The sequence below is a fragment of the Faecalibacterium sp. I3-3-89 genome (genome assembly GCF_023347275.1).
Taxonomy (GTDB): Bacteria; Bacillota; Clostridia; order Oscillospirales; family Ruminococcaceae; genus Faecalibacterium; species Faecalibacterium butyricigenerans.
This window is the reverse complement of the sequence record NZ_CP094468.1, coordinates 55,803-71,083: the sequence shown is the minus strand read 5'-3', so window position 1 is coordinate 71,083 and position 15,281 is coordinate 55,803. Positions and strand designations below refer to the sequence as shown.

The following is a 15,281-nucleotide window of genomic DNA, read 5'->3' as shown; positions in this document are numbered from 1 at the left end:
CGTTTTGCACCCCGGATTTCTCCTATTAGTGAAAGGGTAGTTCCGAATCCGGTTACAACCCATAACCGGGTTACAGTTTATGGAACTTTTTTGATTATACATTGAAGGCCCTCTCAGGCTCAAGAAGAAAAAAGTCGAAAGGAGAAGTCAGGCTTTATTTTTTCGCGGAAGGAGGTATGGAACGAAACGTTACGCACCCAATTCACTCGTCATGGACTCAGATGTACCCCGAAACGAGGTACACCTCTATCCACGGCAAAGTACTGTATCCCTGCCCATAAGATGCCAGATTAGCGAGGTATAAATGAATCTTTTTAAAATCGTAAAGGAATCCGTCACTGTCAAGCAGACCGCAGCCTTGTACGGCCTGCCTGTCACTACTACTTGGATGACTCGCTGCCCTTTCCACGAGGATCATACCCCCAGCATGAAGCTGAATGACACCTATTATTACTGCTTCGGCTGCGGTGCCACCGGCGATGTCATTGACCTTACCGCCCAGTTGTTTGGTCTCAGCAGCTTCCAGGCAGCCCGGAAGCTGACCCAGGACTTCGGACTCAGCCCGGACAAGCCTCCATCGGGTGCAGTCGCTCTGCCCAAGCCAGCCGCTGCCTCTTCAGACACCCAGCAAGAGGAAATCTTCTACTGTCTCCGGGTCCTCCACGACTACCGCGACCTGCTGACCCGGTGGCAAACAGAGTTTGCTCCCCTCTCCCCGGAGGAACCGCTGGACGAGCATTTTGTAGAGGCTCTGCACATGATGGCCGTTGTGGACGACCTTATTGATTGCCTGGCCTTCGGGCCCACCTCCAAGAAGGCAGCCGCTGCCAAGCGCCTGCTGGACGGTCAGCTTCTGCCGATGGTCGAATCCCGCCTCAATACCCTGGACAGAGAGGAGGCTGCATGAAAAACAAGAAATATTGGCCCAGCTCCAATGACCCGGTCTGGCTGGAAGAAGGCTACCGGATCAACGAATCTGTTTTCTGTGAGACCTTCATTTCGACCCACAAAATTGTTTTCTGCAATGGTTTCTTTTTCACCGAAGATGGCCGGGTAACAGATGAGATGCCTCTGCGGAGTACCATCTATGCGGAACTGAAGGACTACGCCAGCAACAACGTGGCCCGCAAGGTAGGCAGCATTCTGGACCTGCTGAAACTCTCCGCCCAGGTGGATGATTTCCCGCCAGTCACCAACTGTATCCACCTGGCCAATGGTACCTTGAACTTGAACGGCAGCTTTCGGGAAGGCAAGCCGGAAGTGATCCGCAACCGGCTGCCGGTCCGATACAACCCCAAAGCGGCCCAGCCTACCCACTGGCTGCGGTTCCTGTTTGATCTGCTCCACCCGGAAGATATTCCGACTGTCCAGGAGTTTATAGGTTACTGCCTCATTCCCAGCAACAAGGGCCAGCGGATGATGGTTATCAAGGGCCGGGGCGGCGAGGGCAAAAGTCAGATCGGCGTGGTGTTGTCCAAGCTGTTCGGCACTAATATGAAGGACGGCAGCATCGGCAAAATCTCTGAGAACCGTTTTGCCCGGGCCGACCTGGAACACATCCTGCTCTGCGTGGACGACGATATGCGGATGGAAGCCCTGCGGCAGACCAACTACGTCAAATCCATTGTCACGGCCCAGGGGCAGATGGACCTGGAGCGTAAAGGCAAGCAGAGCTACCAGGGCTGGATGTATGCCCGGCTGCTGGCTTTCAGCAATGGAGACTTACAAGCCCTGTACGACCGAAGCGACGGCTTCTATCGGCGGCAACTGGTCCTGACCACCAGGGACAAGCCCGCCGACCGGGTAGATGACCCTGACATCGCCGAGAAGATGGCCGCCGAGGCCGAGGGAATTTTCCTGTGGGCTTTCGAGGGGTTGCAGCGTCTGGTCAGGAACGGCTTCAAGTTTACTGAGAGTGACCGCGCCCGGCAGAACCGGGAGCTGGTCAAGCGGGACAACAACAACTTCTTCGATTTCATGGAGGCCGAGGACTATATTCGGCTCAAGGCGGATGCCTGCATTAGCTCCAAAGACCTCTATACCATTTATAAGATGTGGTGTGAGGAGAACAACCTGGTAGCTCTGAAAGCCCGGAGCTTCAGCGATGCCGTGATTGCCAACCTGAAAAAGTACAACCTGGAGCACACCAACAACATCGCCAACTCAGCAGGCCGCCGCGTATGGGGCTATCTGGGAATTGAGGCACTTGTACGGCCTGAGATGCCCACTTCCCTCTGGGGATAAAACTGTATATGGGAGAACTTGGCCTTTTCGCTATGTACGTATGTACGAGACCCGTACAGACGCATCCGGCGAAAGGCTTCAGAGGGCGTAACCGTTTGTTACTCCCTTGAAGTGGCTGTGACCAAATTGGTCACAACCAAGTTAAAACGCTCCAAGTCAGATGGATGTCGTGCTTCACAACGCCCTTACCCTGCCAGCAAGGGGTCGGCGAGTCACCGACCCATATTTTTATGATTGAAGTGGCTGTTCCCATTTTGGGAACGGCCAAAAACCTGTATAAGAGGAAACTTGGCCTTTTTACTATGTACGTATGTACAAGTTCTGTACGCACGTACATAGCGAAAACCCTAAAACGCACCATATACACGAATCCTTTACGACACTAAAGTGGTTGTGGACATTTTGTCCACAACCACACAGGTTTGTCCGAGTTGTCACGGCGACAACTCGGTTTTGATGGCACTGGACAAAATGTCCAGTGCCACCGCTTCTCGCAAGGAATCTTTAACGGTCTGAAGTAGGTGTGGACAAAATGTCCACATTCTTTTTATTGTATAACCTTTTTGGAAGTGCATCTGCTTTGGTCCAATCCCTGTAATCAAGTGGTCATTTTGACCACTTGATCTTGCACAACAGAACTTCGCGGTAGATGTGAGAAAATCAACGGACAGATTTTGTCCGTTGATTTTCTGGAATACCGAGGTGTTCACCTTCCACTGCTATGTACGCATCACCCCCGTACGCACGTACATAGCGAAAAGCCCAAAACGCGCTATATACGCAATCCTTTATGGCGCTGAAGTGGTCTGGGTCATTTTGACCCAGACCAACCGGTTCCGATCAAGTTCCCATTTTGAGAACTTGATTTCAGTTATCTCCTTTTTCCTCTATAAAAAGGTCAGTATCTTGTAACCAATAAATATCAGTTGGTCATTTTGACCAACTGAAAAGCAGATCGTTTTATCTCAAAAGCAAAATCAGTAAGTTAAAGTTTGGACGTTAAATCTACCATGCTGTGCCCGTTGGATCAAGTTATCATTTTGATAACTTAATTTGGGGAGCACAGTTGTCTCGGTTATTAGACTTATAATCAAGTGTTCAAAATGAACACTTGATTTTTTGGCGGTGTTCAAATGGAACACCACCACCTCGATCATCAAAGCCTATCCATCCACATGAATGAAAGGAGCTTTACAATGTCCGTCATCAATACGATTGAATTGCCAAAAAGGAGGGCCGCCATTGAGCCAACCACAATACGCCATCATGCGCTTTGCCAAGTACAAGGGGCCAGAGATCACCAACATCGAAGCCCATAACGAACGCAGAAAAGAAAGATACGCCAGTAATCCCGATATTGACCTCTCCCGCAGCAAGCATAACTTCCACCTGATCGAACCACCCCAACGTTACCGGGCTGAGGCTGAGCGCCAGATCAGCGCCGCTGGATGCCGCACCCGAAAGGACAGTGTCCGGGTGGTAGAGGTGCTGTTCACCGCTACACCGGAGTTCTTCAAGGGCAAGAAGCTGCCCGAAATCCGGCAGTATTTTGAGGAAACACTCCGCTTCTTTGTGCAATACCAATCCAGAGAAACTATCATCTCCGCCGTGGTGCATATGGATGAGAAAACAGCCCATATGCACCTTTCTTTTGTCCCCTTGACGCCAGATGGCAGACTCAGCGCCAAAGAGATCGTTGGTAACAAAAAGAAGTTGACCTGGTGGCAGGACAAGTTCTGGGAGCACATGGTTGCTAAATACCCCGACCTGGAGCGCGGCGAGAGTGCAAGCCAGACGGGCCGCGACCATATCCCGCCTCGTATCTTCAAGGAGATGACCCATCTCACCCAGCAGCGCCAAAAGCTGGACCAACTGCTCACCGGCATCGGCCCCTTGAACGGCAAGAAGCGGGCCGCTGAGATTTCCGAACTGCTGGACGGTTATATCCCAGCCGTGGAGAAAATGCGGACCCAGCTGAAAAAGTACAGTACAGCCTTCAGCAGTACCAAGGCTGAGAATGAGAAACTCAAGCGGAAAAACAAAAAGCTCTCGGAGTCCCTGGAGGAGGCGACCCACGAGAGCGTTCTGAAAAAGTTGGAGGATGCCAAGCTCCAGCGGGAGTATGAGGAGGCCCTCGCCGTATTGGAGCGAATTCCGCCGGAAGTTTTAGAAGAATACGCGAAGCCCAAAGCCTCCCACCGCACCGCAGAACTTTGAATCAAAAAGGAGAAATGCCATGAAGAATGTTTGTAAGAACGATCATTTTAACACTGAAACCTTGCAAAGCGCCGCAAATCCCGGTACAATGGAATTGGTCACCCAAAACAATGCCGTCAAGTCTCCAATCTCTGACCTGAAACAGCCCGAGTCGAAAGCTTGCGTGTACACGGTGGAGGAAGTGGCGCAGATGCTGGCCATCAGCCTGCGCTCCGCTTATAACTTCTGCAACACCACCGGTGAGTTTCGTGTCCTCCGGGTAGGCGGAAGCATCCGCATTCCCAAGGACAGTTTCGACGCTTGGCTGTTCCGGGCCGCTTGATCAAGGAGGCACAGCATGGCATATATCACCAAACGCGGCAGCTCCTACAGCGTCCGCTACACCTATTTCGATGAGCACGGCAAAAGCTGCGACAAATGGGAGAGCTTTCCCACCAAAGAGGAGGCGATGAACCGCAAAAAGCAGGTGGAACACGAGCTTGCAAGCGGAACTTTCCTGATTCCGTCCACTATAACGGTCGGTGAATTCCTGATGAACTGGCTGCCCAAACAATGCACCAAGCATAAGTGGGCTCCCAAAACCTACCAGTCCAACCTGTCCACCATCCAGAATCTCATCCTCCCCTATATCGGCAACTTTGAGATGCAGAAGCTGAAGCCCTATCACCTGGAGAACCTGTACAGTACCCTGAGCAAAACGCCCTGTGGGCAGTATGTTGAGGGCAAAAAGCAGAAGCTCACCCCCAAGCAGAAACAGCGTCTGCTGTCCGGCACCACCATCCATGAGGTTCATCGTCTGCTTCACACCGCGTTCCTCTATGCGGTGGAATGGGGAATCCTTCTGAAAAGCCCCGTCCCTCTGGAAGGCCCCAAAAAGACCACCCAGGAACGAAGCATCTGGACAGTGGAAGAAATGCGGGCGGCCCTGGCCAGCATGGAGGACCCCATCCTCCACCTAGCTGTCCACCTGACCTTGGTGGGCGCGCTGCGAGAAGGGGAGGTTGCTGGACTGACCCCGGAGGACATCGATTTTGACGCCGCCGGTGGGGTCGGCACTTTCTCGGTCAACAAGTCCATGCAGCGCATTCAGAAAAACGCCCTGCTTCAGGTGGATGGCAACTGTATCATCAAGGAGTTTCCCGATAAACTGGAAGGCAGCAAAACTTCTCTCATACTGAAAAGCACCAAAACCGAGTCCTCCTGCCGGAATATCTTTCTGACCGCCGCTCTCCGGGAGGAACTGAAACACTGGCTGGAACGGCTGAAAGAAGACGAGGCCCGCTCCCCAGACCGCTACCACGACAGCGGAATGCTTCTCCGCCTGCCCAATGGTCAGGCCGTGGAGCCCGTTCTGATCCGCAAAAAGTTCCTCAAATGGCAGGACGCTCACCCGGAGTTCCCCCGCATCGTCTTCCACGGGCTGCGACATTCCAGCGCCACCTACCAGCTGATGATCTCGGGCGGCGATATCAAATCTGTGCAGGGAACAACCGGCCACGCCAGTGCGGATCTTCTGGTTAACACTTACGCCCATATCCAGCAGTCTTCCCGCATGGAGCTGGGCAAAAAGTTTGAAAATTCTTTCTACGCCAAACCAGAAGCCAGCGCCCAAACTCCGCCTGTCCAGGGGAACACAGCGCTCTCCATGGCCGCGCTTTTGGAGCTCCTGAAAGATGCAGACCCTGAAACGAAGGCACAGCTTCGCCTTGCACTGTTGACCTGAATGCAAAAAAGGGCACGGATTGCAATGCAATCCCGCGCCCTACATAATTCAACACAGAAAACACGAACCGTGCACCGACCGTGCAAAAACCGTGCAGCTGTGTTGCAAAAAACAAAAAAGCCATGAAATCTTTCGATCTCACGGCATTTTTTGGTGCGATGGAAGGGACTCGAACCCCCGGCCTACTGATTCGTAGAAACCAAACGGCATCTTTCATCCATATCCACAATTCACGAAGAATCGTCATTTTCATCGATGCACCGTGATTTTAGAGTTGTGAATCTATTGTATTCCTTTGCATTGTTTGCACTCCTTTGCACCTGTTATCCATCCTTGCAATGTGCAGAAAATGTGCAAAAGTGTGCAGAGCCAAAATCAGCCCTGCAAGACGACCTCAAACTCAACGGCTTTCCTGCTGGATTTTTGGGGCATCGGCAGAGCAAAAATTCCCAATTTCATCCAGACAACAATCTTACATCATACACCGGTTTTATGGCAGGGTTTAGGACATCCGAACAGACACCGTTTGATATAGAAAGTGAGGTTCACCATGAATAAACTGCTTTCCTGCCGCTTCAATATGGACACCAACCGGGTGGAAGCCCGGTTCGAAGATGGCACCATCGTTGCCATCGACTGCATCGCCGTGGAGGACGAGTACGGCAACGCCCCAGCGCAGCGGGCTGAACTGGACTGGCTGCTGTACAACAAGCCCTTGGAGTATGTGCAGATGGTGCTGGAAGGGGAGATGGAGCGCTATCTCTCCCTCAGCTGCAACCACGGTAGGCTGGAAGATTAAGCCCCTATAAAGAACACGATGCCCACCGACCTATGGTTTTCGCCATAAGCTGGTGGGCGTCGTTCGTTATTCGGGATTCTTTGGCAGGCGGTCGTACAGCACCACCGTGTCAGCGATTTCAATCTGTACCCTCTCTTTCTTGAGCAGGGTAACCGTCCAACGGATATGCCGATGGTTGTTTCATTTTTCTGTAACGGCATCTTGTGTGCCAATAAAGGGTGAAACCCTCCCTTTGCAGGGCTTCGCTTAAATAGTTGAGCCTTATCTGAAATCTTTTGTCGAATTCAGTATTTTATCAGTTATAACTTTTGGTTTTGCAATTTCTCCATTGAGTTTCAATCGTAAGTGTGATATACTGTGGTCGGCCACGGAAGGAGAGTGAAGTTTTATGATCAAACGCGAACTGTATATGAGCCGCATCCGTCCGTTTATCGGGACGGAGCTAGTCAAGGTCATGACCGGTATCCGCCGCTGCGGAAAGTCGGTCATGTTGGAGCTGATCCAGCAGGAACTCACGGAGTCCGGCGTCAGCCCAACACAGTTTATCGCCATCAACTTTGAGGATATGAGCTACTCCCATCTGCAAACCGCGCAGGCGCTGCATGATGAGATCACCAAACGCGCCAAGGAGATCGACGGCAAGGTCTATCTGTTTTTTGATGAGATTCAGGAGGTCAAGGACTGGGAAAAGTGCATCAATTCTTTCCGCGTTTCGCTGGATTGCGACATCTATATCACCGGCTCCAATGCAAAGCTGCTGTCTGGTGAGCTTGCAACCTATTTGGGCGGACGGTATGTGGAGTTTGTGATCTATCCGTTCTCATTCGGAGAGTTCATGGAGCTGTACCGCTCGATCAGTCCTGATGCGTCCATTCAGCAGTGTTTCCAAAAGTACCTGCTTGCCGGAGGGATGCCCTATCTCGCAAACCTCCGCTATGCGGATGCGCCGTCCAAGCAATATCTTCACGATCTGTTCAACTCTGTCCAGCTCAAGGACATCGTGAAGCGAAATAAAATCCGTGACGTTGACCTGCTGGAACGGATCATTGCCTATGTGATCGCCAATGTGGGAACGACCTTCTCGGCGACCTCTCTTGCAAAGTTCCTGAAAAACGAGCAGCGCACCGTTGCCCCGGAAACAATTCTGAACTATATCAAATACTGCTGCGAGGCGTACCTGTTCTATCAGGTGAAGCGGGAGGACTTGCAGGGCAAACAGATCCTTGCCTCCAACGAGAAGTATTATATTGCCGATCACGGAATCCGCGAGGCGGTCTTCGGCGGCAATATGCGGGACATCAACCTCATTTTGGAAAACATCGTCTATCTGGAGCTGCTGCGCCGGGGCTATGAGGTGACTGTCGGCAGGACGGGCGATAAGGAAATTGATTTTGTATGTGACAAGCGCGGCGAAAAGCTGTATGTTCAGGTCACTTATCTTCTGGCATCGGAAGAAACAGTCAACCGCGAGTTCGGCGCGTATGATAGCATCCGCGACAACTTCCCGAAGTACGTTGTTTCCCTCGATGAGTTCGACATGAGCCGAAACGGGATCAAACACCGGAATATCCGCGATTTCCTCTTGGCGGAGGAATGGAACTGAACAGGAAGCCCGGCATCACGTCAAATGGCGCGATGCCGGGCTTCTTAAAACTCAAAATGGAAAATCTAAATGATAGGCATCTTTGACTTTTTGTAATTCCTCCATAATCTTATGGGGACAATTAAAAAGGAGCTCCTGTAGAGAAGGGAATAAAGTATACTCTCGCGGATTTCCATAGCTTGTCCAACTGCTTGCATATACAAGCTCATTTTGAACAAAAAATTCAAGGCAGCTTCCATAGTTATTTGAAAGTGTGGAATCAAGTGTGTTTTTGCTCTCCCACTGCCTTATATTTTCGATTTCTCCTTCTGCCATCCAACGGTCACCAAACGTGCGCATTCTCTCTTCCACGATATAAGCAACAAACAGCCGTATATTAATATCAAGCGTGTCATCTGACCAGATTTTTTTGAATATGTTGACGGCTAATTCAATATGCTGATCCACGCATTTTTTAAGTGGTGGAAGCACCCGTGCTACGTTTGCAGAGTATTTGCGGAAAGTGTCGATGCCAAACTCCAGAGTATCGTTATTCAAAGCCCCGTTATCAAAAGATGACAGCAGATCAAACGCGTTATCGACATTTACGCCACGGATTTCGCATTTGTTTAACCAACTTGAAATAGTAGATTTAGAGACTTTTCGAACATTTTCATGAAGTATGTAGTATAGCACGATTCGTTCATCGTCCGTGGTTATTTCTGCAATAGTATCTGCGATAGAAATATCAGAACCACCCGGGGGCAATTCTCTCACTTTCAAATATTCTGCATACCTTGTTCTAAGTTTATTATTCTCGTATGTGATAAGACTGGCTTTTGTGTGCGGAGCCGATACCGCTTCGCTCACAGTATCATAAATGTACGAAATATCTGTATCGGAATCCAACCGCCTTAACTTATATTCGTTATTTAGGAATCCGTACATGTTGCCCGAATTAATTTCCGGCAAGGCAACTGGAATTACAGGAACGTCCTCATACCAAAGCACTCCCGCTTCATTCAGGCAATAGGCACTCTGATAATAATCATGCGAAAGAATCGCAATGTTAACTGCGCTGCTTTTCAGCGCAGATCTGACTTCATCAGAAATGCGTTCATTTATGTCGTTGCCCGGCAGAGAAGAGCAGAAAACTGCTTCCTTAGAAATTCCGGTTCCTGCAAAAAAGTCAACAAGCATATCCGCAATACCTTTATCAGTTGATCGGTGGCTTATGAAAATTGTATTTTTCTCCTTTTTCCCTTGTGTTGCATTGGTGGGGTTATGCGTGTTATACTCAGCCAATCGTTCACTATATGTTCTTGCAGAATTATTTAGAATGACAAAGTATGGCTCATTATCAGCCCATTTAACATCAATATAGCCGAGTTCTTTTAGTTCTCTTATGATACCGTCAAGTTCTTGCTCTTGTTGCGTAGAAAGCCCGTTGTATTGTTTCCGCAATACCTGCGTAGGGTTTTCTGAACAGACCAGCTTTAACAGTAACCCTTCAGAATTAGATGGAAGTTTTCTAAAATCCATAGATTCTCCTTATAATTGCGGCTTGTCTAACACATACATCAGCTGGCTTGCCAGCATTATTTGCTCCATAGCCTCACGTTTTTCATATTGAAGATTAGCATGAGCCGCAGGATTGCGATAGGCTGCCATGATTCCTTCAAACAGAGATTGGATTCCACGTCGGTAGTCCCTGCCACTGGTAGTAGTTGTGTCACAGAATTTGAAAGCGCCGTTCTCGCTCATAAGTGCGCCAATCACATCGCCGATCTTTGAGGGAACTGCTGCGCCAGGTTTTAACTCTGAAAACTTTTCGCGCAGACGTGATTCCACTTCTTTAATTGCCTTTTCTGCCGCAGCTGAACAATGACCATCTACAAATAACTCACGGGAAACATTCACAATCCGCGGGTGTATCTCTGACCAGAACTGGACAACAACGGGTTCTGCTTTGATATGGCGAACAATTACCACCAACTCGCCAAATGCCGCAGGATTCAGGAAAATAGCACCCACTTCGTTTTGCTGAAAAAGTATATTTGCAACACAGGGGAGCGTAGTCGCATAAAAAGGATAGTCTGCTTGGATTCCTCTCGTAATTGCATTGATCCATTGGTAAACGCGCTGAATTTCCTGAGGCGTGTGGAGAAACTGCATATGCAAGTTTGCATTTGTAAAGTCTATCCACTTTCGCAGCTCATACAGTTCGTTCTCATACGGCAGTTTCAAAGCACGCACCTCCCTTACAGCGCCTTTACCGTGTCGATAAACTGGCTCATGCTCATTGCACCCGGCAAGAGGTTTTCCTCATTCTCAAATACCATGTAATAGCGGAAATCCTTGCCTGCTGCTGTACGCCACGCCTGACCGAGTGCGATTTTCTCCCGGCTGTCATCGTTTTTCAGGTGGTCGCCCTTGGTTTCCGCGCAGATGAGCTTGCCGCTTTGGGTCATAATCAGAATATCCGGGTAATGCTTGATAAAGCCGTTGATTGAAAAGCCCTGTCTGGCAATATTCCGATGCCACCAACGGACATTTGGCAGGGCGGTCAGCTCTACGACCAGCTTTTGTTCCAGTTTGTTCATGTCGCCGTCCTCCGCCGTGTACAGCGAACGGGCGTATATGTCAGTATGGGTGGTGGGATGGATTGCGAGGGGCAGGCGGAACGAGGGCTTGCAGACAATGCGCTCCGTTTCCAGCCACTTTTCAAAAATTTCCCGATAGTGGGCTTCCAGCAGCGTTTCAATCTTGTCACGGATCTTCGCCGCATAGCCCAACGGCGCTTTCTCCATGGCGGCGAGCTGCGCCTTGTCCATATCGTCCACAATGCGGTCTATGTAGGCTTTCAGCTCGGCAGCGTCCACCATGTTCAGTTTGTTAAGCTGCTTGAACATCATGTCCTTGCATTGGCGCACCCGGCTTTCCTGCGGCAGATTGTTGAACCACTCCTTGAAATACCGCTGCTCGGCGCTCTCCATCTTGAACACCTTCGGCAAACCGCCGTCCTGCTCCCGCACGTCGATTTCGCGGATTTCATCGTCTGCGGCGGCAAAATCAATGTCGTATGCTTTGCCCTTGAGGGTAAAGCCCTCTGCCAGCATTTCCTTGTCCAGCAGTTCAAAAGAGCCGTCCGTAAACAGAGATTGCTCGATTTTCAGGAAAAACTGCGGGATTTGCAGCGTTTCAATATCCTCCCGGAACTGCGGGTTTACCCCAAATGATTTCACTTTATCCCGCACCTCCCACGGAAGATTGTCCATCACCGGGTCATTGCCGGTCTGCTGAATTGCATCTGTATATGCCTTTTCGACCTCTGCGGCAGCGTCCAGCATGGTGTCGGCCTTCGGGGCAGTTTCAGGCGTTTGCGCCTGTTCTCTGCGCCGCTCCAACTCTGCCCCGATCAATTTCCCATCCAGCCCCGAAAAATCGTCCTCTGCGGTTTCCAGTTCGGAAACTCCTTGCGGGTCAGGCAGCGTAATTTGTTCTGCTGGCTGTTCGGGAATCTGCGGTTTTGCGGACTCCCCGATCCGATAGTCCTTATCGCTGAAACCTGCGCTGTTCAAGCCCTTGACGATATGCGCCACGGTGTTGTTGAAGTCGTTGGAGGAAGTCAGCACATAGGACATATTGAGTGCGCTTTGCGTATGCTGGCTCGTATGGGGCAGACGGAGAATCCGTCCCAAAATCTGCTCCACGTCAACCTGACTTGTCTTATTGGCAAGGGACGCAAGAATATAGGCAAAGGGGCAGTCCCAGCCCTCTTTCAGCGCATTGACCGTGATAATATATCGGATCGGGCAGTTTGGGGACATCAACTCCACATTTTTCAGCTCGTTCACATCGGCGGTACGAATGGCAATTTGATCGGCAGGAATCCCGGCGTCCACCAGCTTGTCCCGCAGTTTTTCAAAGGTGGTCGCGTCCTCCTTGCCCTTCGGCTGTGCCTGAAACAGCGCGATAGGACGGATATATTTACCCGTCTTGGCGTACTCCGCGTTTGCGATTTCTTCCAGCTTGTTCCGCAGGTCGATTGCATCAGTCAGTACCTCGGCTTGGCTGTCCCGGTTATAGACGATCACCGGCAGCTTGACCATGTGTTCGTTTTTCAGCTGCACCGCGTCCACATAGGAGATGATATTGCTCTCCTTTTTCGGTGTGGCGGTCAAATCCAGCACAAAGCAGGGATTGAAGTTTTCCAGCATTTCAAGGCTCAATTCCGACCGGGCATGGTGGCTCTCGTCCACGATGACAAGCGGGTTAAGCTGGTTGATGATCTGGAACAGAGCGGTTTCGTCCGCTTTTTCAATGGGGCTGTCGGGCTTGCCCAGCACCTTTGCAAACGCGGCAAGATTGCTGTTTTCCTGATAGGCTTTCAAGCCCTCCTTACCGCGACCGCGGAAGGAATCATAGGACAGCACCATAACCGACAACTGCTCCGTTACGGCCGTGGGGTTGAAGTTCTGACCGTTCAAAAGCTCCTGCTTGGTGTAGACCTCCACACGCCCGCCGAAATCCACGTCGATTTTTTGGCGGTAGGGATGGGAGGTGTCTTTCAGGGCTTTCGCCGTCTGTGTCAGAATCGCGTCCGATGGAACAAGCCACACGACCGCCTTTGTCTTGGTAGCGGGGAGCGCGTCAAAGATAGGGCGAACGGCGTTGCAGGCAATGAAGGTTTTGCCGCCGCCTGTCGGTACCTTGAAGCAGAGATTTGGAACACCGGGTATCACGTTTTGGTATCGCCCTAAAGCCGGTGCGCTCTTTTCCCGCCAGAACTGCTCAAACGCTGTCATATAGTTCTGCGTTTCGTTCAACAGTTCCAGATAGCGGGTCAGGTCCGCTATCACTTTTTTCTGATAAGATTTCAGTTCCATACAGCGAACACCCCTTACAGTCTGCTAATATCTCTCGGTATTTTCTTGAATGTAACGCCCATTTTTGCCAGCTTGTCCTCACTGATGGAGCAGCGGTCGGCGTAGATCACCGTTCCGTCGGCTTTTTCCGTAATGGTGGAGAGGAACGCATAGTCCAGCACCGTCACGCGCTGCGGCTCGTAGTAGAAGTAATAGCCTGTGCTGTTGTGCTTGCCGAGGTAATAGGGATTTCCGCCGCTGGGCGGGGCGTAGGGCTGCTTTGTTTCCATGAACCAGATGTATTCGCGGATTTTCTCCGGGGCAACCGCTTCGTTCAGGCAATCGCCCATAAGCAGCGGTTCGCCAAGATCATAGAAGCTGAAATTGCCGCCTGTGCCCTCCACGGCGTTTTTACCCTCACCGTAGCCCTTGATAACGCGCTTCACGCGCTCGGCGGTGATGCTGTCGGCGTAGTCCATCATCTCGACAAGAATAAACTTGCGGTGTCCGCCGTCCGCTTTGTTCATGTTCAGCACCGCATGGGCGGTGGTGCCGGAACCGGCGAAGGAATCAAGGATAATATCGGCATCTTTTGTGATTGCTTGAACCACGCTTTCAATCAGTGCAACCGATTTCGGATAGTCGAACGTTTTGGGCGATTCAGGAAAAATGTTTTTAAGCGTTTGCGTTCCGTTAACAGTGAAAAATGCTTTTTCAGCCCATATCGTAGGAACCTGTCCGCCTACGGTCTGATTTTCTCCAAATAACAACGTCGGAACACCATCTTCATGCCCTAAAACTTCCAACTCGCCGTCTTTGATTTTCTTGATAACTCCGCTTGGCAAATACTGGACACTGTATTGGTTCTGATTGCTCCCGCTTTTGTTTTTTGAGATTTTTATATAGCCTTTTTCCCAATCCGCTTGTAATCGTCCTGAAATCTGCCGCCAGACACACTGCTTGCCTTTTGCTGTTACGGGCCAAACGGCAACTTTCCCTTGTGGAGCGATAGAGTAGTCATATGGAAAATCAGCTTTCTCTCCGGTGTATGAGCCGTCATCAATTTGCTCTTGTAATGATTTTCCTACACCAGCAAATACACCATTTTCGTCTATAAAAATTGGATATGTCTGATTTGGACGTTGTGTCTTGTCGAACGTACTCAGTGTAAGCCCCTCGAATGGCGTTCTGTTATTCCCGCCACAAAAATCAAGTGCGTTTGCGTGAAAGTCCGCAGGCACAACAAAAACCAGATACTCTTGCACATAGTTAAAACCGCCTGATGGTTTCCCACCAGAAGTTTGTACTGTGACAGTCACAATCTGCTTTGTCCCAAAAATCTCTCGCAAGAGATTTACAAGATTATGTAGTTCATGGTAGCTGATGCTTATAATTAAGCATCCATCATCCGCCAGCAGCTTTTGCAGCAGCTTCAAGCGCGGATACATCATGCACAGCCACTTGTCGTGGCGGGTCAAGTCCTCGCCCTCTTTGCCGACGACCTCGCCCAGCCATTTCTTGATCTTGGGGTCGTTGACGTTATCGTTATAGACCCAGCCCTCGTTGCCGGTGTTGTAGGGCGGGTCGATGTAAATGCACTTGACGCGCCCCTCATACCGGGGCAGCAGCGCTTTCAGGGCTTCCAGATTATCGCCCCGGATGATCATGTTTTCGCTGCCGTTATCTTCGCTGTGCTGTCCGTTTTCATCAAAGCTGTACTTGCGCTCCAACACCCGAAACGGCACTTTCTGATGGTGATTGATCACCTTGCTTTTTCCAATCCATTCAAGTGTTGGCATGGCTGATTTCCTCCTGAAAATAAAGCATATTTCGTAATTCACAATGCAG

General features: G+C 50.4%; 11 protein-coding genes. 7 read left to right on the top strand and 4 right to left on the bottom strand.

The window, feature by feature from the left end:
- Positions 1–304 precede the first annotated feature (304 nt).
- From MTP38_RS00295 to MTP38_RS00265, 7 genes are all read left to right on the top strand, one after another.
- Positions 305–907 (top strand): CHC2 zinc finger domain-containing protein, encoded by a 603-nt coding sequence (locus MTP38_RS00295; protein WP_097839532.1) that lies wholly within the window; start codon positions 305–307, stop codon positions 905–907.
- Positions 904–2,244, top strand: coding sequence for a DNA primase family protein (locus MTP38_RS00290; RefSeq protein ID WP_097839533.1), 1,341 nt, complete (start codon positions 904–906; stop codon positions 2,242–2,244). The genes MTP38_RS00295 and MTP38_RS00290 overlap by 4 nt, the downstream gene beginning before the upstream one ends.
- A gap of 1,266 nt (positions 2,245–3,510) precedes the next feature.
- Positions 3,511–4,461 (top strand): MobV family relaxase, encoded by a 951-nt coding sequence (gene mobV / locus MTP38_RS00285; protein ID WP_342587754.1) that lies wholly within the window; start codon positions 3,511–3,513, stop codon positions 4,459–4,461.
- 19 nt (positions 4,462–4,480) lie between these two features.
- Entirely contained in the window at positions 4,481–4,783 is a 303-nt protein-coding gene (locus MTP38_RS00280) for a helix-turn-helix domain-containing protein (RefSeq protein WP_097839535.1), read from the top strand.
- A gap of 15 nt (positions 4,784–4,798) precedes the next feature.
- Complete coding sequence (locus MTP38_RS00275) at positions 4,799–6,184, top strand: site-specific integrase (RefSeq protein ID WP_097839536.1); 1,386 nt, start codon at positions 4,799–4,801, stop codon at positions 6,182–6,184.
- A gap of 550 nt (positions 6,185–6,734) precedes the next feature.
- On the top strand, positions 6,735–6,983 hold the full coding sequence (locus tag MTP38_RS00270) for a DUF6061 family protein (RefSeq protein ID WP_005928936.1): 249 nt from the start codon (positions 6,735–6,737) through the stop codon (positions 6,981–6,983).
- Positions 6,984–7,371: 388 nt separating this feature from the next.
- On the top strand, positions 7,372–8,586 hold the full coding sequence (locus MTP38_RS00265; protein ID WP_005928939.1) for an ATP-binding protein: 1,215 nt from the start codon (positions 7,372–7,374) through the stop codon (positions 8,584–8,586).
- 51 nt (positions 8,587–8,637) lie between these two features.
- Here MTP38_RS00265 and MTP38_RS00260 read toward each other — a convergent pair whose 3' ends face one another.
- The 4 genes from MTP38_RS00260 to MTP38_RS00245 are packed head-to-tail and all read right to left on the bottom strand — an operon-like array spanning position 8,638 to position 15,232.
- On the bottom strand, positions 8,638–10,107 hold the full coding sequence (locus MTP38_RS00260; RefSeq protein WP_005928941.1) for a toll/interleukin-1 receptor domain-containing protein: 1,470 nt from the start codon (positions 10,105–10,107) through the stop codon (positions 8,638–8,640).
- A 9-nt stretch (positions 10,108–10,116) separates the two neighbouring features.
- Positions 10,117–10,821 (bottom strand): TIGR02391 family protein, encoded by a 705-nt coding sequence (locus tag MTP38_RS00255; RefSeq protein WP_005928943.1) that lies wholly within the window; start codon positions 10,819–10,821, stop codon positions 10,117–10,119.
- Positions 10,822–10,826: 5 nt separating this feature from the next.
- Positions 10,827–13,454 (bottom strand): DEAD/DEAH box helicase, encoded by a 2,628-nt coding sequence (locus MTP38_RS00250; RefSeq protein ID WP_006735291.1) that lies wholly within the window; start codon positions 13,452–13,454, stop codon positions 10,827–10,829.
- 14 nt (positions 13,455–13,468) lie between these two features.
- On the bottom strand, positions 13,469–15,232 hold the full coding sequence (locus tag MTP38_RS00245) for a site-specific DNA-methyltransferase (protein ID WP_097785174.1): 1,764 nt from the start codon (positions 15,230–15,232) through the stop codon (positions 13,469–13,471).
- Between the last annotated feature and the right edge of the window lie 49 nt (positions 15,233–15,281).